Source organism: Bradyrhizobium sp. ISRA430, assembly GCF_029909975.1.
In the GTDB taxonomy this organism is placed as follows: Bacteria; Pseudomonadota; Alphaproteobacteria; order Rhizobiales; family Xanthobacteraceae; genus Bradyrhizobium.
Map to the genome: position 1 here is coordinate 4,047,341 of NZ_CP094516.1, position 21,450 is coordinate 4,068,790.

At 65.1% G+C, this 21,450-nt stretch carries 18 protein-coding genes; 11 read left to right on the forward strand and 7 right to left on the reverse strand.

All coding sequences use genetic code 11. From position 1 onward, the window contains the following. Positions 1-10 precede the first annotated feature (10 nt). Positions 11-1,558: an acetolactate synthase large subunit gene (locus tag MTX21_RS19310; RefSeq protein ID WP_280966340.1), complete on the reverse strand. Its 1,548-nt coding sequence runs from the start codon at positions 1,556-1,558 to the stop codon at positions 11-13. 271 nt (positions 1,559-1,829) lie between these two features. Between MTX21_RS19310 and MTX21_RS19315 the strand changes: the two genes are divergently transcribed. Further along, the gene (locus MTX21_RS19315; RefSeq protein ID WP_280966341.1) at positions 1,830-2,408 is read left to right on the forward strand and encodes a L,D-transpeptidase; all 579 of its coding nucleotides are present in this window, start codon (positions 1,830-1,832) and stop codon (positions 2,406-2,408) included. 84 nt (positions 2,409-2,492) lie between these two features. After that, entirely contained in the window at positions 2,493-3,308 is an 816-nt protein-coding gene (locus MTX21_RS19320) for a DUF2927 domain-containing protein (protein ID WP_280966342.1), read from the forward strand. Between the two features lie 82 nt (positions 3,309-3,390). Here the strand turns inward: MTX21_RS19320 and MTX21_RS19325 are convergent, their stop codons facing one another. The 3 genes from MTX21_RS19325 to MTX21_RS19335 form a co-directional block, all read right to left on the reverse strand. Beyond that, positions 3,391-4,191 (reverse strand): class I SAM-dependent methyltransferase, encoded by an 801-nt coding sequence (locus tag MTX21_RS19325; RefSeq protein ID WP_280966343.1) that lies wholly within the window; start codon positions 4,189-4,191, stop codon positions 3,391-3,393. A gap of 93 nt (positions 4,192-4,284) precedes the next feature. Beyond that, positions 4,285-4,938: a helix-turn-helix transcriptional regulator gene (locus tag MTX21_RS19330; protein ID WP_280966344.1), complete on the reverse strand. Its 654-nt coding sequence runs from the start codon at positions 4,936-4,938 to the stop codon at positions 4,285-4,287. Positions 4,939-4,948: 10 nt separating this feature from the next. Beyond that, positions 4,949-6,073 carry a threonine synthase gene (locus MTX21_RS19335; RefSeq protein ID WP_280966345.1) on the reverse strand — a complete coding sequence of 375 codons (1,125 nt, stop codon included), beginning with the start codon at positions 6,071-6,073 and terminating at the stop codon, positions 4,949-4,951. A 370-nt stretch (positions 6,074-6,443) separates the two neighbouring features. Between MTX21_RS19335 and MTX21_RS19340 the strand changes: the two genes are divergently transcribed. Genes MTX21_RS19340 through upp form a run of 3 tightly spaced genes read left to right on the forward strand, consistent with a single transcriptional unit; the run spans position 6,444 to position 9,638 of the window. Next, positions 6,444-7,700 carry a GTP cyclohydrolase II gene (locus MTX21_RS19340; RefSeq protein ID WP_280966346.1) on the forward strand — a complete coding sequence of 419 codons (1,257 nt, stop codon included), beginning with the start codon at positions 6,444-6,446 and terminating at the stop codon, positions 7,698-7,700. 7 nt (positions 7,701-7,707) lie between these two features. Continuing rightward, positions 7,708-8,952 (forward strand): URC4/urg3 family protein, encoded by a 1,245-nt coding sequence (locus tag MTX21_RS19345; RefSeq protein ID WP_280966347.1) that lies wholly within the window; start codon positions 7,708-7,710, stop codon positions 8,950-8,952. 56 nt (positions 8,953-9,008) lie between these two features. Beyond that, the gene (upp, locus tag MTX21_RS19350; RefSeq protein WP_280966348.1) at positions 9,009-9,638 is read left to right on the forward strand and encodes a uracil phosphoribosyltransferase; all 630 of its coding nucleotides are present in this window, start codon (positions 9,009-9,011) and stop codon (positions 9,636-9,638) included. Between the two features lie 14 nt (positions 9,639-9,652). On the opposite strand, the gene MTX21_RS19355 is transcribed toward upp, so the two are convergent. Both MTX21_RS19355 and MTX21_RS19360 read right to left on the reverse strand, forming a co-directional pair. Then, a complete protein-coding gene (locus MTX21_RS19355) occupies positions 9,653-10,771 on the reverse strand; it encodes a M48 family metallopeptidase (RefSeq protein WP_280966349.1) in 1,119 nt (372 codons plus the stop codon). Positions 10,772-10,774: 3 nt separating this feature from the next. Further along, the gene (locus tag MTX21_RS19360; protein WP_280971103.1) at positions 10,775-11,932 is read right to left on the reverse strand and encodes a YjgN family protein; all 1,158 of its coding nucleotides are present in this window, start codon (positions 11,930-11,932) and stop codon (positions 10,775-10,777) included. A 305-nt stretch (positions 11,933-12,237) separates the two neighbouring features. Between MTX21_RS19360 and MTX21_RS19365 the strand changes: the two genes are divergently transcribed. Together MTX21_RS19365 and MTX21_RS19370 are read left to right on the forward strand one after the other, a co-directional pair. Continuing rightward, positions 12,238-13,503: a cytochrome P450 gene (locus tag MTX21_RS19365; protein WP_280966350.1), complete on the forward strand. Its 1,266-nt coding sequence runs from the start codon at positions 12,238-12,240 to the stop codon at positions 13,501-13,503. Positions 13,504-13,672: 169 nt separating this feature from the next. Continuing rightward, positions 13,673-14,947, forward strand: coding sequence for a cytochrome P450 (locus tag MTX21_RS19370; RefSeq protein ID WP_280966351.1), 1,275 nt, complete (start codon positions 13,673-13,675; stop codon positions 14,945-14,947). Positions 14,948-15,346: 399 nt separating this feature from the next. Here the strand turns inward: MTX21_RS19370 and MTX21_RS19375 are convergent, their stop codons facing one another. After that, positions 15,347-16,267, reverse strand: a complete 921-nt coding sequence (locus tag MTX21_RS19375; protein WP_280966352.1) for a LysR substrate-binding domain-containing protein — start codon at positions 16,265-16,267, stop codon at positions 15,347-15,349. 125 nt (positions 16,268-16,392) lie between these two features. On the opposite strand from MTX21_RS19375, the gene MTX21_RS19380 reads away from it, so the two are divergent. The 4 genes from MTX21_RS19380 (at position 16,393) to mdlC (ending at position 21,325) form a co-directional block, all read left to right on the forward strand. Beyond that, on the forward strand, positions 16,393-17,571 hold the full coding sequence (locus MTX21_RS19380) for an acyl-CoA dehydrogenase family protein (RefSeq protein WP_280966353.1): 1,179 nt from the start codon (positions 16,393-16,395) through the stop codon (positions 17,569-17,571). A gap of 9 nt (positions 17,572-17,580) precedes the next feature. Beyond that, positions 17,581-18,684 (forward strand): CaiB/BaiF CoA-transferase family protein, encoded by a 1,104-nt coding sequence (locus MTX21_RS19385; RefSeq protein ID WP_280966354.1) that lies wholly within the window; start codon positions 17,581-17,583, stop codon positions 18,682-18,684. 27 nt (positions 18,685-18,711) lie between these two features. Beyond that, positions 18,712-19,563, forward strand: a complete 852-nt coding sequence (locus MTX21_RS19390; protein ID WP_280966355.1) for a MaoC family dehydratase N-terminal domain-containing protein — start codon at positions 18,712-18,714, stop codon at positions 19,561-19,563. A 139-nt stretch (positions 19,564-19,702) separates the two neighbouring features. Continuing rightward, complete coding sequence (gene mdlC, locus MTX21_RS19395) at positions 19,703-21,325, forward strand: benzoylformate decarboxylase (RefSeq protein WP_280966356.1); 1,623 nt, start codon at positions 19,703-19,705, stop codon at positions 21,323-21,325. Positions 21,326-21,450: the final 125 nt, after the last annotated feature.

A 21,450-nucleotide genomic window follows, 5' to 3' on the forward strand; every position in this document is an offset into this window, starting at 1 on the left:
CTAGCTGTCCCTACATCTGCACTTCGATCAGCCGCGGTCCGGGTTCGGCGACGGCTTCGGCCAGCGCCTTGTTGAACTCGTCGACATTGGTCACGGCGCGGCCGGGCACGCCCATGCCCTTCGCCATCGCTACGAAATCGAGGGTCGGCCGGTCGAGCCGCAGCATGTCGTTCGCGCGCTGGCCGGGCTCGCCCGCACCGACATTGTCGAACTCGCCGCGCAGGATCTGGTAGATGCGGTTGGCGAACACGATGGTGACGATGTTCAGGTTCTCGCGCGCCTGGGTCCAGAGCGACTGGATCGTGTACATCGCACTGCCGTCGCCGACCATGCAGATCACCTTGCGGTCCGGACAGGCGATCGCAGCGCCGATCGACAGCGGCGTGGAGAAGCCGATCGAGCCGCCCATGTTCTGCAGCCAGTCATGGGGAGCCGCGGCCGCCGTCGGCGGGAAGAAGCCGCGACCGGTGGTCAGGGATTCGTCGACCAGGATGGCATTCTCGGGGATCGCGCATGCGATCGCCTGCGCGATCGAGGCGAAGGTCAGCGCGCCCGTCGGCTTGACCAGTTCCTGCAAGGGCTGCGGCTTGACGTCCTTGGTGCTCGCATGCAGTGCGCCGGCGAGCGCTTCCAGTGCCACGACCGAGTTCTCGCCCCAGGAGGTCATGCGATGAACCTCGCAGCCCTCGGGCTTCAGCATGCTCGGCTTGTTCGGATAGGCGAAGAACGCCACGGGATCGTCCGCCTCGACCAGCACGATGTGACGGAACTTCTCCAGCATCGGCAGCGCCTGCTCGATCACATAGTGGATGCGATCGATCGAGAAGCGGCCGCGGCCACGCGCCATCTTCGGACGGAAGGTCGGGCCCATCACGGAGCAGCCGGTCTTGCCGGCGATGCGCTGGGCCAGCGCCAGCCCGTGCTCGGTCAGCGCGCTGCCGGTCATCAGCAACAGCGTGCCCTCGCCGTCACCGTGCAGGATCCTGGCGGCCTTCTCGACCGCCTGCGGCGAGTAGCTCGCCCGCTGCTTCTCGGCCGGCACCTCGGCGACTGCATCCGCCTCGTTCCAGGCAGTGTCAGCGGGCAGGATCAGGGTCGCGATCTGCGGCGGCGCGCTTTTCGCGGCGGCGATCGCCGCGGCGCCGTCGGCGGCAACCGATTTGGAGTCCGGCGAGGTGCGGACCCAGGACGACATCGGCCGCGCCAGGCCCTCGATGTCGGAGGTCAGCGGCGCATTGTAGCCGATGTGGTAGGTGGCATGCTGGCCGACGATGTTGACGATGCCGGAATTCGCCTTCTTGGCGTTGTGCAGGTTGGCAAGGCCGTTGGCGAGGCCGGGGCCGAGATGCAGCAGCGTCGAGGCCGGCATGCCCTTCATGCGGAAATAGCCGTCGGCGGCCCCCGTCACCACGCCTTCGAACAGGCCGAGCACGCAACGCATGCCCGGCACGCGGTCCAGCGCCGCGACAAAATGCATCTCGGACGTGCCGGGATTGGTGAAGCAGATGTCGACCCCGCCCTTGACCAGCGTCCGTACTAGACTTTCCGCACCGTTCATCATTCAGCTCCAGCAGCCGGTAATTTCCAGCGTTACGCCCCGATCAATCATTGTTTGCGCGTCTCGTCAAAGCAATAGCGGGGATGGCGGCCCTGCCCCGCGCGACGATGCGCCGTCTTGGCTAATGCTTTTCGGCAAATTGGCGCGGGTTGCGATTTGGTAACGCCAATCGTCAAGGGCGGCACCGCTCACGGGGCCGTGGCTTGCGGAACGGGCGCAAATATGGCCTCTGGTTGTATTGGAACGATTTTCATTTTGCTGGGGGGATACCATGAACCGGTTGTTTGCCGCGCCGATTGCAGCCGTCGCATTCCTGACGGCCGGAATGAGCGGCGCGCTCGCGGAAGAGTTCGATTCCCGCGACATCATGGGCGGCGGCCCGAACTTCTTCCGCGCCGGCGTGAGTGCAATCCCGCGCACCACCGTGGTCTATACCGGGACTTACGCACCCGGCACGATCGTGGTGAACACTGCGGAGCGGCGGCTTTACCTGGTGCTGCCGAACGGCCAGGCGCTACGCTACGGTATCGGTGTCGGCCGCGATGGCTTCCGCTGGGGCGGAGTGCACAGGATCACCGCCAAGAAGGAGTGGCCGGCTTGGACGCCGCCGGCGCAGATGCTGGCGCGCCGGCCCGACCTGCCGCGCCACATGAAGGGCGGTATCGAAAATCCGCTCGGCGCGCGCGCCATGTATCTCGGCTCGACGCTCTACCGCATCCACGGCTCCAACGAGCCGGAGACGATCGGTCAGGCCGTCTCCTCCGGCTGCTTCCGCATGACCAATGAGGACGTCACCGATCTCTACGGCCGCGTCTCGGTGGGCACCACCGTCGTGGTGCTGAATAACTAGGCGCAAGCGCGCGGCGGGAACCCGCTCGCCGCGTGGATTTGCGGTCTTGTGTGCGGCTTGCGAATACGGCAGCGTCGGATAACGATGAGCGCCCCTCTCCCGCCTTCGCCTGTCACACGCATCGCCCTCGTGGCGCTCGCAGCCCTAGCGCTCGCCGGTGACATCGCTACCATCGCGAGCGCGGGCGAATTGCCCGCGATCGCCTCGCGCCAGCGCACCGAGAAGAAGAGCTTTACCGACGGCGAGATCGTCGAGGGCTTTTTCAAGACCGCCTTCGGCGCCGAATACCATCTCGCCGGCCGCGTCGACCGCATCCGCAAGTTCGACGGGCCGGTGCGCGTCTATGCCGAGAGCGACCGCACCGACCGCAAGGCGCAGCTCGCCAGAATCGTGGCCGATATCGGCGCCCGCGTGCAGCATCTCGACATCGCCATGACCGACGCCAGCGAGGCTGCGAATGTGCGCGTCAAGCTCGTGCGCGACCGCGACCTCTATCGGACCATTTCAAGCTTCTACGGTGCGGAGAAGGCGCGCGAGATCCGCTCCTCGCTCGATCCGCAATGCTTGTCCGGTTTCCGCAAGAACGACAATTTCGAGATCGAGCATTCCGACGTCATCCTGACCGTCGACAACGGCGACTTCGTCTTTCTCGACTGCGCCTATGAGGAGCTCTTGCAGTCGCTCGGTCCGATCAACGACACCACGAGCGTGCCCTGGACCATGTTCAACGACAACGTCTCGATGGGCTATTTCGACGTCTACGACCAATACATCCTCAACCTGCTCTACGACCCCCGCATCAGGCCCGGCATGACCGTGCAGGAGGTCAGGGCGCTGCTGCCCGACGTGCTCGCCGATGTCAGGGCCTGGGTGAAGCGGGTGAACGAACTGAAGGAGTGAAGAGAAGGTGGCGCGAAGCGCCGGATGAGGGGATCTCTCCGCGAGCACTTCGTCGCGAGATGAGGTCGTGGAGAGAGACCCCTCACACCTTCCTCGCCTTCGTCATCAAGAACTGCTGGCGCATCACGTTGTTGCTGCGGTCAAAATACTCCGAGGTCAGCGCGTCGAACTCGGCGCGGAAGCTCCGCAGCTTGTCCGGTTCGTCCTTGTATTGGGCGACGAGCTTGATCACGGGGCCGATGGTTGCTTCCATCAGGCGGCGGAAATGTTGCGGGCTGAGCGCGGAGGGCGTCATCATGTCCATCTCGAAGCAAACATCCTTCACCTTGCCGGCAAGACGCTCGGCGACGATCTTCGGATCGCCCCACAGCACCGGCGAGGCCACGCCCTCGGGCGGCGGCACATGGCGCGCGATCAGCGCGAACATCCGACCGACATAGAGATGCGGCGGCCAGGTGGAGAAGGCGATGGTGCCGCCAGGCTTCAGCACGCGCAGCATCTCGGCGATGGCCACGTCGGGGCGCGGCGCGAACATGTGGCCGAACTGGCTGAGAACCACGTCGAACTCGGCGTCGCCATAGGGCAGGCTTTCGGCGTCGCCCTCCTTGAAGTCGACATCGAGGTTCACGAGCTGCGCATGTTCGCGGGCGCGCTCGATCAGGACCGGCGACAGGTCGAGCCCTCTCACCTTCGCGCCGCGGCGCGCCGCCGTGATCGCGACGACCCCGGTGCCGCATCCGACGTCGAGCAGCCTTTGACCGGCGGCAACGCCGGCAAAACTGACGAGCTTGGCCGCGGTCGGCGTCGTGAACACCTCAATCGGCGTGAACAGCGACCAGGCTTCTTTCTGGATCGCCTTGAAACCTGCAAACGGGTCGGACATGGAACTCTCCCTTCGCTTGACTCCCTCCTCCATGAGGCAAGCGACGGATACCGAAGGTTCAATGCGTGCCTGCGACACCCACGGCAGCTCACGTCATCTCGCGTCTGCGTACACTGTGGCGCGCGACACGCCGAGATGGGCCGCGATGATGTCCGAGGAGCGGCGGACCTGCATACAGCCGGCCTGACGCAATTCGCGCAGCAGAGTGCGGCGATCCTCCGTCGTCAATGCACGCGGCGTGGTGGCGCGGCGGGCGGCGAACCGGTCGATATGCGCGCGGATCGCCTCCGCGCCGACGGGGCTCAGCGACTCGCGCGGGCTGTTTTTCGCACCGACGCTGACGAACTGGCCGATGGCACTCTGCAAGCCCTGGAACAGCGTCAGGTCGACATTCAGACAGAGCGCGGCGACGTAGGCACCGTCCGCGTCCTTGATGCCGATCGAGGTGCTCTTGGCCTGCCTGCCGTCGGCAAAAGCGTTGGCGTAATTCGCGATCACCTGCGCGTAGTCGGGATCGGCGATGCGAGCCAGCCCAAGCTCGGTGGCGGGCTGGCCGACCTTGCGTCCCGACAGGTTGTTGTGAATGGCGAGGATCGCATTCTTGGGATGGGTGAGGTCGTGCAGCACGACTTCGCAGAACGGCGCGAAGGTGTCACCGAGCCCCTTCGCGATCTGCTCCAACTGCTCGAACAGCGCCTTGCGGTCTGCAGCGGCGCTACGCGACGTGGCGGGCTTGCGGCGGCTCATCGCCGTGCTCCTACTGCACCAGCTCGGCAACTGTCGTTGCGGCCTTCAACCCGGTGCCGGTGAGGACCGCCACGGTGGTCTCGCTCGCCTTGATGGCTCCGGCGCTCGACAGCTTGTCCAGCGCGGCCGCGGCGCTCGCGCTGGTGGGCTCGGCGAACAGTCCCTGCCGCGCCAGCCGGCGCAGCGCGGCGACGATGTCCTCCTCGCTGAGCGCAACGGTGCCGCCGGCGCTTTCACGCAGTGCGCCGATGATCTCGCGCAGGCGCAGGGGATGCTTGATGGCGGTGCCTTCGGCGATGGTCTTGTGCACCTCGCGCGGGACGGGCGTATCGACGCCGGCCTGAAAACTCGCATCGATCGGCGAGCAGTTCAACGGCTGGGCCGCGAACAGGCGCGGCAATTTTGCGATCTGCCCGGCCTTGAGCAGCTCGCGGAAACCGAAGGCGCAGCCGAGCAGGCTGCTGCCGGCGCCGACGGGGACGATGACGTTGTCGGGCGCGCGAAAGCCGAGATCCTCCCAGATCTCATAGGCGAGCGACTTGGTGCCTTCGAGGAAGAAAGGCTGCCAGTTGTGGCTGGCGTAGAAGGTCTGGCTCGACTGGCGGATGGCTTCGGCCTCCGACTCCTCGCGCGGGCCCTCGACGAGCTGCACTTCGGCCCCATAGGCGCGCACCTGCGCGATCTTCGCCGGCGACGTGGATGCAGGCGCAAGAATCTTCACGCGCATCCTGCCTGCGGCGCCGAGCCCGGCCATGGACGAGCCGCCATTGCCGGAACTGTCTTCCAGAATGGCGTCGACACCTATCTGCCGCAGGAAAGACAGCATCACCGCCGAGCCCCTGTCCTTGAAGCTGCCGGTCGGATTGAACCATTCGAGCTTGAAGAACGGGCGCAGCTCGCCCCACGCCTGCTGCACCAGCGGCGTGCAGCCTTCGCCGAGCGTGATCGGCTTTGCGATCTCGACCGGCAGCGCCGCCCGGTAGCGCCACAGCGATCGCGTGCGGCCGTCAATCTCATCGCGCGACAGCCCTGCCCCCGGCGTGACCAGCAGCGGCGTACGCTCGTCCGAGCACCAGCGCGGCTGATCCAGCGGATAGAGCTTGCCGTTGCGGGGGTCGATGTAGCTGGCGGACATGGCGTTCTCCCGAGAATCTGAACGATATGTCTGAATATAGACGTTTTGTCCAGATTGCCGGCGAGCTGGTCTGGATGACAACGCAGGATTCATCTTTTTAGAAAATGCTAATTATTTCAATAACTTGCACTGAACGCATCCGAGCGTCACGCGGCTGATCGGCGTCGGATGGGGCATTCAGGACACGCCCAACAATACCTATATGTCTAATGTCGAAAATGAACGGGCTCGTCACACGGTACGATTAACTTGTCCGTCGTGGCTCGCCGCTACAATATGAAAGATTAGGGCGCGTCGCCGGTGGACCCGGCAATGCGACTGAGCCAGGCCCGTCGGACAGGCGGGCCGTTGGCTTTTTGGGAGTTTGGTTATGAGCCGAGCGAACCGTACCGATCACATCCGCCTCACCTCCCATCCGGAGCCGGGCAGAAAGGCGGCTTTTCCGATTCACTGGGGTGCCCCGGAAGCACGCGAGCGCGGGCCGATCATCGGCACGGTGTCGCGGTCGCTGGATCGCAACGTGATCGGCAGCCATGGCGGCTCCTATGCGGTGTACCGGGCGCTCGCTGTCTCCGCAGGCGCGCTCGATCCGATCCGGCGTCCCGATCTCACCAACACATTTCCAGCGGCGACGATCGGGCCGTTCCCGCAATGGACCGACCCGACCAAGATCGTCGCGCTCGATCCCTGGGGGCATCTCGTCGCCGAGAATTTCCGCCAAGAAATCGCCGAGGGCGCCGACATCCGTCCGAGCATCGCGGTGACGCGTGCGCGGCTGGACCTGCCTGAGATCCGCGATGCGCTCGCCGCAAAGCGGCTGCGCGCCGACGGTGAGGTCGTGCACGCCAACGGCAGCGTGTCGGTGGTGAAGATTGCGATCGATCCGGTCTGGTATCTACCCGGCCTTGCGGCCCGCTTCGGCACCGGAGAGACCGAGCTGCGGCGGACGCTGTTCGAGCAAACCGCCGGCATGTTCCCCGAGCTCGTGACGCGGCCGGACATGAAGGTATTCCTGCCGCCGATCGGCGGCACCACCGTCTATTTGTTCGGTGACGTCAGCAAGCTGCCCGACCATCGCACCAAGATCACCTGCCGCGTGCACGACGAGTGCAACGGCTCCGACGTGTTCGGCTCCGACATCTGCACCTGCCGGCCCTACCTGATCCACGGCATCGAGGAATCCGCGCGCGGCGCGCAGGAGGGCGGGCTCGGGCTCGTTGTCTACAACCGCAAGGAAGGGCGCGCGCTCGGCGAGGTCACGAAATTCCTGGTCTACAACGCGCGCAAGCGCCAGGAGGACGGCGATGCGGCCGCCGCCTATTTCGAGCGCACCGAATGCGTCGCCGGCGTCCAGGACGCGCGCTTCCAGCAGCTTATGCCGGACACGATCCACTGGCTGGGCTTAAAGCGCATCGACCGCTTCCTGTCGATGAGCGACATGAAGTACGACGCGCTCACCTCGCAAGGCATCGACATCGTCGAGCGCGTGCCGATCCCGCCGGAGCTGATTCCGGCCGACGCCTATGTCGAAATCGCCGCGAAGAAGGCCGCCGGATATTACTCGACCGACGTTGCGCCCGAACAGGACGTGAATGGCGTAGTCGGGCGTTCGCTGGAGAAGTACTGACAACGTGATGGCGGACGCCACGGCGACAGAACGAGAGGCCCGTTCGCTGCTGACCGCAGAAGCGGTTCGCGCGCGGGCCGCTCAGATGCTCGAGCTCGGCCTCGGTGGCGGGCTCATGCATTTCACGATCGATCTCGATCGCATGGACAGCGTTGCCGAGGCCGTGGTTGCGGTCACGCGCAAGGCTTATCCGACACTCGATATTCCCTTTCATGCACGATGGCGGCATTTCGTGCTCGGCGGTGTCGACCGCTGGACGCGCCTTGCGGACGCCGCGGCGTGGCCGGATCGCGCCGCGCGTGGGCGCGCCGAGTTCGACCTTGCGATCATCAGCGTTCTGCTCGATGCCGGCGCCGGTGCCACCTGGCGCTACCGCGACGCTGTAACTGGACAAGACATCGGCCGCTCCGAAGGGCTTGCGATCGCGAGCCTCGACATGTTCGCAAGCGGCGCCTTCTCCGGCGATGCGCGTGCGCCGTACAGGGTCGATGCGGACGTGATCGCAAAACTGCCGCTCGGCTCGCTTCAGTCCGGCTTTCAGGTCACGGATGCAAATCCACTGCTTGGTGTCGAGGGACGCGCCGATCTGCTGCGGCGGCTCGGCAGGCTGGTGGCGCAGCGCGCGGAGATTTTCGGCTTGCGCGACACGCCGCGGCCCGGAGGGCTGTTCGATCGTCTGGCGGCACAGGCGACCAATGGCGCGATCGCTGCGCCCGTGATCCTGTCCGAAGTTTTGAATCAGTTCGGGCCGATCTGGCCGTCGCGGCTCGAGCTTGCGGGCCTTCCGCTCGGCGATTGCTGGCGCCATCCGGCGATCACGTCCGATGATGCGACCGCGGGCCTCGTTCCCCTGCACAAGCTGTCGCAATGGCTGAGCTATTCGCTGATCGAGCCGCTACAGCGTGCCGGCCTTGAGGTGACCGACATCGACGGCCTGACCGGGCTTGCCGAATACCGCAATGGCGGCCTGTTCGTTGATCACGGGGTGCTGCGCCTGCGCGATGCCGCTGATGCCGACCGCGCGCATGCGGTGGATTCGCTGCTCGTCGTGGAGTGGCGGGCGCTCACGGTCGCGCTGCTGGATCGTCTGGCAGGTAGCGTCCGCGCGAAGCTCGGCCGCAGTCCGGAATCGCTACCGCTTGCCAGCATCCTCGAAGGCGGCACGTGGGCCGCGGGCCGCGCCATTGCCTTCGCGCGCCGCGCCGACGGCGCGCCGCCGCTCAAGGTGATCAGCGATGGCACTGTTTTTTAACGCGTGGGTTCGAACGTATCGCATTGCGCATCGAGCAATTTCAGGAGCATCCCCTCATGGAAGGCGTCACGATCGTCGATCATCCCCTGGTCCAGCACAAGCTGACTTTGGTGCGGGACAAATCCATCTCGACCAAGTCGTTCCGGGAGCTGGTCAAAGAGATCGGCATGCTCCTGTGCTACGAGGTGACGCGCGACCTGCCGCTCGCCGACGTCGTCGTCGACACGCCGCTTGCGCGCATGCACTCGGCGAAGATCGCCGGCAAGAAGCTGGTCTTCGTTCCGGTGCTGCGCGCCGGCACGACCTTCGTCGACGGCATGATGGACCTGGTGCCGACCGCGCGCGTCGCGCATATCGGGCTCTACCGCGAGCCAAACACCTTCGCCGCGGTCGAGTATTTCTTCAAATCGCCGTCCGACCTCAGCGAGCGGCTTGCGATCGTGGTGACGCCGGTGGTTGCAACCGCCAACACCGCCGTTGCCGCGGTTGATCGGCTGAAGGAGCGCGGCGCCAAGGACATCCGCCTCGCCTGCCTGATCGCCGCGCCCGAGGGCCTCGAGCGCGTTCGCGGACTGCACCCTGACGTCCGGATCTGGACCGCCGCGATCGACGAAGGTCTCGACGAGAACGGATTTATCCTGCCGGGCCTTGGCGATGCCGGCGACCGCGCTTACGGAACGAGATAGCAGCCTCGGGAAGATCAGATCTTACCGCTGCCGCCGCAAATCCCTTTCAGCGCCTTCCACTCCGCGTCGGTCAACAGCGGTGGGCCGCTGGCGGGGCGGTCTTCCCTGGTCATGCGCGCGAGGCGGTCATCGGTCAATGGATGGCTCGACAGGATGGTGAAGCCGGAGCCGCCTTCCTTCCCGGTGATGCGGAACATCAGTTCGGCCGCGGGCTTGGGCGAGCGGCCGAGCGCGTGCATGGTCTCGATGGCGAAGGTGTCGGCGGCGGTTTCGGCCTCGCGCGAATAGGAGGCCTCGACCACGCTGCGCGAGGCAAAGATCACGGCGGAGGAGCCGGTGACGTCGCCGAACAACAGGCCGATCAGGAACGACGTGCCGCCGTTGTAGATCAGGCCGCGCATGTTGTCGTGATGCTTGAGATGGCCGAGCTCGTGGGCGAGGATGCCAGCGACCTCGTCCGGGCTATCGGCCTTGTCGAGCAGGCCCTTCAGCATGAAGACCTTGCCGCCCGGCAACGCGAAGGCATTCGGCACCGCGGTCGGCAGCACCGCAGCCGTCATGGACTCATCGAGACCGGCGACGTCGCGCAGGCGATTGACGAGCTTTGCGAAGGCCGCCTGCCCGGCCGCATCGTTGCAGGCGCCGCGGCCGAAGATCGTCTTCATCTGGACCTCGGCGGCGTCGCCGATGCGCCGCTCGATCGGCTTCGGCACCAGTGGTGCGAGGCGATCGGCGGCAAGCGGTACACCGAATAGCACGACGCAGACGATGGAGACGGCGGCGGCGAGCGACCAGCCGACAATCCTGGCCGTGCCGCGGCGTGTGGTCTGGTGCTCATCCAGCCGCGAACAGCGCGCGGTCAGCTCCGTCGCGAGCGACGCGTCGCGGATCTCGAGGCGTGCCAGGGGCGAGGCCGAGGTACAGGCGAGACGCAGGACTCCGGCCGGACTGTCGGCGCGGCGGATGTCGGCATAGGCCCAGCGCGCGATCGTTTGTTGGTCCTGCGCTTCGCCCTCTTCAAGGATCTCGAGCACGTCACTGAGCGTCAGCGTGACCCGCCGCCTGCGGCTCGAGACGCCGTCGAAGAAGATCGTCGGCTTTCCGGGCTGGGCCTCGGCAGACACGTCACTCACGACCTAGAATCCCGCGACATCGAGGCTATCGGCAAAGCCTTCACCGAGCGCGCTGGCGAGCTCGCCGCTGCCGCGCACGTCAGCCGCCGCGCCGATGTCATGCATCTCGACGGTCTCTAACACTTTCACCCAGAGATCGCGCTGGAGATAGACGCGCATCACGATATTGACGGCGAGCGCCAGGGCGAAGTAGCCGATCACCATCGTCACGAGCAACGGGATGTTCTTGGCAGGCCCGTCGGGTCCCAGCGCCTGCTCGACCGGCAGACCGCTGAGCTTGACGATGAGCGCGGTGGCCGCGGCAAGATAGAAGCCGAACAGGGTCGAGAGCAGCAGCCACCAGCCGATCACCTTCCAGTACAGGCCGTAGAACGCATCGTGCGGCAAATCCGAGGAGAGACTTACGCCGCCGATGCGGAGACCCGCGAGCCACCAGCGCCACTCTCGCGCCTTGAACTCGGAATAGAGAAACGGTGCCAGCGGGAAAATCACGAGCGCGATCGGCGTGAGCAGCCACAGCCACCAGCCGCGCTTGAAGAACTCCCAGCCGTCGCCTTCGAAATCGCCGGTGAGATCGCCATAGTGCGTGTGCCGCATCTTGTAGCGTTCCAGCGACGCTTCACGCCAGGGCAGCGCCAGACCAAGGGTCAAGAACACAAGCAAGCCCCACAGCATGGCACGGAGCGAATAGGCCCAGCCCGATCCGTCCATCCAGAACCGCACGCCGCGCCAGACCGTGCGGGTCAGGCGATAGCACCGGGCGCGGTAGATCGCGAATTGCCCGAAGGCGTAGAAGCTGATGAACAGCGGTGTCGAAGCAAAGCCCTGCCAACGCTCTGCCTCGATCGTGATCAGGAAATAGCCGAGATAGATCGGCACGAGAATCGCGAGCGCGAACAGGAAGCCGATCAGCAGCTCCTTGCCGCGCCCGGTATACTCGGCGGCATCGCCGTCGATCGACGTGTTCGACCACAGATGCCGCCGGATGTCGGTAACGAGCCAGAACCGGTAGAAGCCGAAGGTGACGAGTTCGAGCGCGGCGCCCTTCGTCGCCATCTTGCGGAACTCGGTGCGGTCGCCGGTGAAGTCGACCCGCGTCGGCGGCAGCGGCGGCGGTACCGGTTGGGGCGGGCCAATGGGGCTCCATTGCAGCTCGTTCACGACGGCAACCTCGGGATGCGGATCTGGTCGGCTCAAACTATAGATCAGAGGTTAGTCGATACCCAAGGCGACAGGGTTCGATTTAGCTCGATTTCAAGCGATTTCTTCCGCGATTCCACCCGACAAGGTGTGGGAGATCACGTTCGCCTGAAAGCGTGACCACCGTCCGACGTTCTCGCGAAGGTTGGATGTGGCAAAACTCTCCCTTGCCCCGACGCAGACAACGGGCTGTAATTGCAGGGGCAAATACCGCAGCGCAGAATTCAAGAAAAAGTCGCGCGGAGCAACGTCAGGGAGAGACGGCCATGCACGGGACCATCGAGAGCATCGCTAGTCACGATGCATTGCGCGCACGCGCCTTATCATTGCCGCTGGAGCAGTTCGATCCCGGCGACCCGGAATTGTTCAGGACCGATACGTTCTGGCCGTATTTCGACCGGCTGCGCAAGGAAGAGCCCGTGCACTACTGCAAGGACTCGATGTTCGGGCCGTACTGGTCGGTGACCAAATACAACGACATCATGGAGATCGAGACCAACCACGCGGCGTTCTCGTCGGCCGCGATGCTCGGCGGCATCACCATCCGCGACGTCGATCCGGAGCTGCGCCGGGAAAGCTTCATCTCGATGGACCCGCCGCGCCACAGCGCTCAGCGCAAGACCGTGGCGCCGATGTTCACGCCGACGCATCTCGACGAGCTCGCCCTCAACATCCGCAAGCGTTCGGCGGAATGCCTGGACAATCTTCCCAAAGGCGAGGTGTTCGACTGGGTCGATCGTGTCTCGATCGAGCTCACCACGCAGATGCTGGCGGTGCTGTTCGATTTTCCCTGGGAGGAACGCCGCAAGCTGACGCACTGGTCCGACGTTGCCATGACGATCCCGGGCCCGGATGGGCTCGTGCCCACCGAGGACGACCGGCAGGCGGTCTTGCTCGAATGCGCGCAGTATTTCTCCGCGCTCTGGAAAGAACGCAGCCAACAGCCGCCGAAGAGCGATCTGCTCTCGATGATGGCGCATAGCGATGCCACGCGTCACATGGATGCCAAGAATTTCCTCGGCAACCTCATCCTGCTCATCGTCGGCGGCAACGACACCACCCGCAACACCATGTCCGGCTCGATCTACGCGCTGAGCCAGCATCCCGAGCAATATCGCAAGCTGCGCGAGAACCCCGCACTGATCGACAGTTTCGTGCCCGAGGTGATCCGCTGGCAGACACCGCTTGCGCATATGCGCCGCACCGCGCTTGTCGATTTCGAGTTCCGCGGGAAGCAGATCAAGAAAGGTGACAAGGTCGTGATGTGGTACGTCTCGGGCAACCGCGACGAGGAGGCGATCGAAAAGCCCTACGAATTCATCATTGACCGCGCGCGGCCGCGGACGCATCTCTCCTTCGGCTTCGGCATCCATCGCTGCGTGGGCCTCAGGCTTGCCGAATTGCAGTTGAAGATCATCTGGGAGGAGATCCTGAAGCGCTTCGATCACATCGACGTGGTCGGCGAACCCAAGCGGGTCTATTCGAGCTTCATCAAGGGCTACGAGACGCTGCCGGTGAAGATTGCGGCGTGAGAACATCTCCCTCGCCCCGCTTGCGGTGAGAGGGTTGGGGTGAGGGGCTCCATCCGCGAACACGGTGACAGCCGATTCGTGGAGCCCCCCTCACCCGCCGCGCTTCGCGCGTCGGCCTCTTCCCGCAAGCGGGGAGAGGCGAAGAAGAAACGAGCTGGAGCAACCGTCCATGAACATCCAAACCCCGGTCAATGTGGACAAGGCCAAACGCATGCGCCGGGCACGCGAGGAGGCCTATGCGACGCCGCTGGCGCAATTCCACCCGGGCGCGCCGCGGCTGTTCCAGGACGACACGCTGTGGCCGTGGTTCGAACGGCTGCGCAAGGAAGAGCCGGTGCACTACTGCACCAACGCGCCGATCGAACCCTACTGGTCGGTGGTGAAATACAACGACATCATGCATGTCGACACCAATCACGGCATCTTCTCCTCCGACTCCACGCTCGGCGGCATCTCGATCCGCGACGTACCCCCCGGCTATGACTGGCCGAGCTTCATCGCCATGGATCAGCCGCAGCATTCGGCCCAGCGCAAGACCGTGTCGCCGATGTTCACGCCGACGCATCTGGACGAATTGGCAAAACTGATCCGCCAGCGCTCGCAGACCGTGCTCGACAATCTGCCGCGCAACGAGACCTTCAACTTCGTCGAGCGCGTCTCGATCGAGCTGACGACGCAGATGCTCGCGACCCTGTTCGACTTCCCCTGGGAGGAGCGGCGCAAGCTGACGCGCTGGTCGGACGTCTCGACCGCGCTGCCCAAGAGCGGCATCGTCGCGTCCGCCGAAGAGCGTCGCCGCGAGATGGACGAGTGCTACGCCTACATGTCGAAGCTGTGGAACGAGCGCGTCAACTCCGCGCCGCGCAACGATTTATTGTCACTGATGGCCCACAACGATGCGACGCGCTACATGGACCCCGACAACCTCATGGGCAACATCATCCTGCTCATCGTCGGCGGCAACGACACTACGCGCAACACCATGACCGGCTCGGTGTTGGCGCTGAACGAGAACCCCGAGCAGTATGACAAACTCCGCGCCGACCCGGCGCTGATCGATTCCATGGTGCCGGAGGTGATCCGCTGGCAGACCCCGCTTGCGCATATGCGGCGCACCGCGCTGGTCGACACCGAGATCGGCGGCAAGCAGATCAAGAAGGGCGACCGCGTAGTAATGTGGTACGTCTCGGGCAACCGCGACGAGGAGATGTTCGAGAAGCCGAACGAGTTCATCATCGACCGGCCACGGCCGCGCACGCACCTGTCCTTCGGCTTCGGCATCCACCGCTGCGTCGGCATGCGCCTCGCCGAGCTCCAGCTCCGGATCGTCTGGGAGGAGATGCTGAAGCGCTTCGACCGCATCGAGGTGGTCGGCGAGCCCAAGCGGATCTATTCGAGCTTCATCAAGGGATATGAGTCGCTGCCGGTAAGGATTCCGGGCTGACGTGCGCGAGGAGTGGCGAGCATTTGCCTGAATCTCCGCTGTCATGCCCCGCGACCCGGCTACGCCAAGGCTTCGCCGGGCTTGCGGTCTTGGGCCGCCGAAGCCTTAGCGAAGGCGGCAAGCGGGGCATCCAGCGCGCCGCAGCTTCTCCATAGCCCTCACCGCCTCTGGAATACTGGATCACCCGCCTTCGCGGGTGATGACAGCGGAGAGTGAGGCAATGAGCGCGTCGCTCCTGCCCCTCATTGCCCGGCTATAAAATTTCGGCATGACAGGTCGCACAAGATGCGAAGTGAGGACGGCGCGCTTCCGTTCTAAATCCCGCGTGAATTCGTTGACGGAGCGATCGGTGCGCCCCCTCGTCCCGCAAGCGGGGCGAGGCGAAGAAGGCATCGACCTTCAAGCGAGCCTGATGTCCCACAGGCCTTCCTTGCGGCAGGCCGCGACCTCGTCGCGCAGGAGCGCGGTGATGGCGAGGGATGCCGTCGAGGCGGGACGGTCGATCGGAGAAGCGAATATGAGCTCGCGCGTCATCGGCTTGGATACGGCCGCGGTTTCCAGCCGCCCGTCCGCGACCTCGTCATGCACCGACGAGGGCGGCAGCAGCGCGAAGCCCAGTCCCTCCTCGACGAGGCTGGTGAGCACGCGGAAGGAATCCGCCTCGAGCTGGACATTGAGCTTGATCTTGCGCTGGGCGGCCGCATGCTCGATCAGCGCGCGGAGGCCGTGCGAATGACTGGGCAGGACCAGCCGCTGTCGCAGCAGCCAACCCATGTCGACGCTCTTCTTGCGCGACAGGCCGCAGCCGCGCGGGCCGACAGCGACGATGTTGTCACGGCCGAGGCTCTGCACATTGAGATGCAGGTCGGCCGAGCGGCCATAGAGGATCGCAAGATCCATCTCGCCCCGATGCAACCATTCGACGAGATGGCCGCTATAGCTCTCGACGATACGCAGCGAGATTCCGGGAAAGGATTCGACGCAGCGCCGCGCGAAGCGCGCCGACAGCACGCAACTCACGGTCGGAACCAGACCGAGCACGACGTGGCCGGACGGCGGTCCCTTCGCCGACTGGATATCGTCGCGGATCTGGTCGATCTGGCGCACGATGCCGGAGGTGCGCGCCAGCAAGAGGCGCCCGGCCTCGGTCAGCACCATGCCGCGGCCGTTGCGGGTGAACAGCTCGGTGCGCAGCTCGTGTTCCAAAAGCTTGATCTGGCGGCTCAGCGCCGGCTGCGCCACGCGCAAGGTGTCGGAGGCCTTGCTCAGGCTGCCGAGCTCCGCGACGCAACTGAAGGTCCTGAGCTGCCGGAAATCCATGCTTGCCAATCTTGGAACGCTACTCCATACGCTATAGCAAATGAGCATAGGGGGCTGGCGTTGTTTTCACAACGCCGGAGGATTGGCCGGCGCTATTCTCTCAGCCAAAGCCCACGGGAAACGCCATGAGCCGAGAAAAACAGGACGAACACCACATCGAAGATCACGCCGATATCCGCGAAGCCGTGGCAAAGCTCTGCGCGCAGTTTCCCGGCGAATACTGGCGCAAGCTCGATCGCGAGATGGCCTATCCGAAGGCCTTCGTCGATGCGCTGACCGAGGCCGGCTATCTCTCGGTGCTGATCCCCGAAGAATATGGCGGCGCGGGTCTGAAGCTTTCGGCGGCCGCGGCGATCCTCGAGGAGATCCAGCGCGCGGGGTGCAATGGCGGCGGCTGCCATGCCCAGATGTACACGATGGGCACCGTGCTCCGGCACGGCAATGATGCGCAGAAGGCGAAGTATCTGCCGAAGGTCGCGACCAGCGAATTGCGTCTGCAAGCCTTCGGCGTCACCGAGCCGACCAGCGGCACTGACACCTCGTCCCTCAAGACGTTCGCCCGCCGCGAGGGCGACCACTACGTCGTGAACGGCCAGAAAATCTGGACCAGCCGCGCTGAGCATTCCGATCTGATGATCCTGCTCGCGCGCACCACTCCGAAGGAGAAAGCCAAGAAGCGCACCGATGGCCTGTCCGTGTTCATCGTCGACATGCGCGAGGCCCGCGGCAAGGGCCTCGAGATCCGCCCGATCCGCACCATGATGAACCACGCCACCACCGAAGTGTTTTTTACGGACATGAAGGTGCCCGCGGAAAATCTGATCGGTGAGGAAGGCAAGGGCTTTCGTTACATCCTCTCCGGCATGAATGCCGAACGCATCCTGATAGCCGCCGAATGCATCGGCGATGCCAAATGGTTCATCGCCAAGGCCTCGAACTACGCCAAGGAGCGCGCAGTGTTCGGCCGGCCGATCGGCCAAAATCAAGGCATCCAGTTCCCGATCGCCAAGGCCTATGCGTCGATGCGTGCGGCCGAGCTGATGGTGAAGGAAGCGACGCGCAAATACGAGGCCGGGCTCGACTGCGGCGCAGAGGCCAACATGGCCAAGATGCTGGCGGCGGACGCGTCCTGGGAAGCGGCCAACGCGGCCATCCAGACCCATGGTGGCTTCGGCTTCGCCGAGGAATACGACGTCGAGCGCAAGTTCCGCGAGACGCGGCTCTACCAGGTGGCGCCGATCTCGACCAACCTCGTGCTGTCCTTCATCGCCGAGCACGTGCTCGGCATGCCCCGCTCATATTGAGGTCGCATCATGGGAGCACTTGACGGGATCAGGGTGATTGCGGTCGAGCAGGCGGTCGCGGCGCCGTTCTGCTCGTCGCGACTGGCGGACGCTGGCGCGGAAGTCATCAAGATCGAGCGGCCCGAGGGTGACTTCGCCCGCGGCTATGACGCGGCGGCCAAGGGCCAGAGCAGCTATTTCGTCTGGCTCAACCGCGGCAAGCAGTCGGCGGTGGTCGATCTCGCCACCAAGGACGGCCGCGCCGAGCTGGAAAAGCTGATCGCGAGCGCCGACGTGCTGGTGCAGAACCTCAAGCCCGGCTCGATGGACAAGCTCGGCTTCTCCCGCGAGCGGCTTCTGAAGGACTATCCGAAGCTGATCTCCTGCACCATCACCGGCTATGGCGACGAGGGTCCCTACGCGCATCGCAAGGCCTATGATCTCCTGATCCAGGCCGAGAGCGGGCTTGCCTCGATCACCGGCAATCCCGACGGCGCCTCGCGCGTCGGCATGTCCATCGTCGACGTCGCGACCGGCGCCACGGCGCATGCCGCGATCCTGGAGGCGCTGATCGCGCGCGGCCGCACCGGCAAGGGCGCCGACATCCGCATTTCGATGTTCGACGTGATGGCCGACTGGTGCACCGTGCCGTTGCTCAATTCCGAGGCCGGCAATCCACCGAAGCGCATGGGCCTGCGCCATCCCTCGATCGCGCCCTATGGCGTGTTCACGTCCAGGGACGGCAAGGACATCCTGATCTCGATCCAGAGCGAGCGCGAGTGGAAGACGCTCTGCGCCGAGGTGCTCGACCAGCCTGCGCTGCCCAGCGATCCCCGCGTCGCCAACATGGTCGAGCGCGTGCGCAATCGTGACTTCACCGACAAGACGGTTGCCGATGCCTTCGCCAAGATGACGCGCGACGAGCTCTTGAAGCGGCTGTCCGACGCCGACATCGCGTTTGCCGAGGTCAATACCATGGCCGACCTCACCAACCATCCGCATCTGCGCCGCATCGAGGTCGACACGCCGAACGGCCGCGTCAGCTATCCCGCGCCCGCGCCGATCATCGTCGGCGAGACGCGGCGCTATGGTGCCGTTCCCGGCATCGGCGAACGTCACGAATCGAAGAAGTAAGTCGAAGAAGCAAGAGAGCGAGGCGTCATGACCGAGAAGCTCGACATCGATCACTTGCGGCAGTGGATCGGCCGCACCCAGGAGGCCACCGACACCGTCACCGCGCAGCTCGTCAAGGGCCTGCGCGCGACGCTGTTCCAGGAGGTCGGCGAGCCCAAAAAAGGTGACGCTGCGCCGTTTACGGTGCACTGGTGCCTGGCGCAGCCGGTATTTCCGATGTCGATGCTCGGGCCCGACGGCCACCCGACCCGCGGCGGCTTCCTGCCGCCGGTGCCTCTGCCGCGCCGGATGTGGGCCGGCGGCCAGATCGAGTTCCTGGAGCCGCTGCGCGTCGGTGACGAATCGACGCGCAGCTCGCGCATTGCCGATGTGCAGGTGAAATCCGGCTCGACCGGCACGCTGTGCTTCGTCTCGGTCGAGCACAGCGTGAGTTCGCCGCGCGGTGTTGCCATCCGCGAACGGCAGGACATCGTCTATCGCGAGATGACGAGCACGCAGGCCGCATCTGCGAAAGCCCCGCCCCCACCGCCGAAGGCTCAGCACCGCGAGGCGTACGTGTCGGATCCCGTGCTCTTGTTCCGCTACTCCGCGCTGACCTTCAACGGCCATCGCATTCACTACGATCGCGACTACGTCACCAAGGTCGAAGGCTATCCGGGCTTGATCTTCCACGGCCCGTTGCAGGCGGCGTTCATCGTCGAGATGGCCGCCAAACTGCGCGACGGCAAGGCGCCGAAGAAATTCACCTATCGCGGCGTGCAACCGCTGTTCGAGGGCTCGGAGTTCTCCATCAATGCCAATGACAGCGGCGAGAGCATGGAGCTGTGGACCGCGAACGCCGAAGGGCAGCCGACGATGAAGGGCACGGCGGTGTGGTGACGAATCCGGCGCCGCCTCCTCGTCATTGCGAGCGAAGCGAAGTATAGATCTGGACCCTCACCCTGAGGAGCGCGCGCTTCGCAAGGGCGAGGCCGAGAGCCGGGCCGCCAGCATCAACAAACAACAGGGGACGGAAACGATGTCCAAAAACGGCAAAGCGGCGAGCAAATCCGTCACCGTCAAGCAGGCCACCCTCGACCTGCTGCGATCCTTCGGCATCAACAAGGTGTTCGGTAATCCCGGCTCGACCGAGCTGCCGTTCCTCAGCGACTGGCCCGACGACATCGACTACGTGCTGGCGCTCCAGGAAGCGAGTGCGGTCGGCATGGCCGACGGCTACGCGCAAGCGACGCGCAATGCCGGCTTCGTCAACCTGCATTCGGCGGCCGGCGTCGGCAATGCGCTCGGCAACATCTACACCGCGCACCGCAACCAGACCCCGCTGGTCATCACCGCGGGCCAGCAGGCCCGTTCGATCCTCCCCTTGCAGGCGTTTCTCTATGCCGAGCGCGCGTCGGAGTTTCCGCGGCCCTATGTGAAGTACAGCGTCGAGCCGGCGCGGCCCGAGGACGTGCCGGCCGCGATCGCGCGCGCCTATTACACGGCGATGCAGCCGCCCTGCGGGCCGACCTTCGTGTCGATTCCGATCGACGACTGGGCGCATGCGACCGCGCCGGTCGAGGCGCGCAAGGTCAGCCGAGAAGTGGGCCCCGAGCCAGAGGCGATGAAAGCGCTGGTCACCGCGCTCAGTTCGAGCAAGCACCCTGCCCTCGTCGTCGGCCCCGGCGTCGATCGCGCCGGCGCGGTCGAGCTGATGGTACGCGTTGCCGAGAAAACCAAGGCGAGCGTCTGGGTCAGCCCGTTCTCGGCGCGCTGCTCGTTCCCCGAACGTCATCCGCAATTTTCGGGCTTCCTGCACGCTTCGCCGGCGCAATTGTCCGACGCGCTGCGCGAATATGATCTCATCGTCGTGATCGGCGCGCCGGTCTTCACCTTCCATGTCGAGGGCCACGCATCGATCTTCGATGGCAGCGCCACAATCTTCCAGATCACCGACGATCCGGATGCGGCCGCGGTGACGCCAGTCGGCAGCAGCATCATCGCCACCATGAAGCCCGCGCTCACCATGCTGCTCGACCTCCTGCCGCAGAGCAAACGCACCGCGCCGAAGGGCCGCACGCTGCCGCCGGCGCCACAAGCCGCCGATCCGCTGCCGGTGGAATTCCTGCTGCATTCGCTATCGCAGGCAATGCCGGATGGCGCGTCGCTGGTCGAGGAAGTGCCCTCGCACCGGCCGGCGATGCAGAAATTCATGCCGATGCGCGGCCAGGACAGCTTTTATACGATGGCGAGCGGCGGCCTCGGCTACTCGCTGCCCGCCGCGGTCGGCATGGCGCTCGGGAAACCTGCGCAGCGCACCGTCTGCCTGATCGGCGACGGCTCGGCGATGTATTCGATCCAGGCGCTGTGGACCGCGGCGCAGCGCAAGCTGCCGCTCACTGTCGTCGTCATCAACAATTCGGGCTACGGCGCGATGCGCTCGTTCAGCCAGGTGATGCAGGTGCCCAACGTGCCGGGGCTGGAGCTGCCGGGGATCGACTTCGTCAAACTCGCCGCAGGCATGGGCTGCGATGCGGTGCGAGTGACGAAGGCTGCGGAGCTCGAAGGCGCACTCAAGCGCGGCATGGCGTTCGAGGGCACGAGCCTCGTCGAGGTCGTGGTGGATTCGGCCGTGCCGCTGCTCTATGCGCAGAAGCATTAGGGGCGCAAACTTGCGCCACACGCTCAGCCGTCATCGCCCGACTTGATCGGGCGATCCAGTATTCCAGCGGCGGTGACTCGATACGGAGGCGCCGCGGCGTACTGGATGCCCCGGTCAAGCCGGGG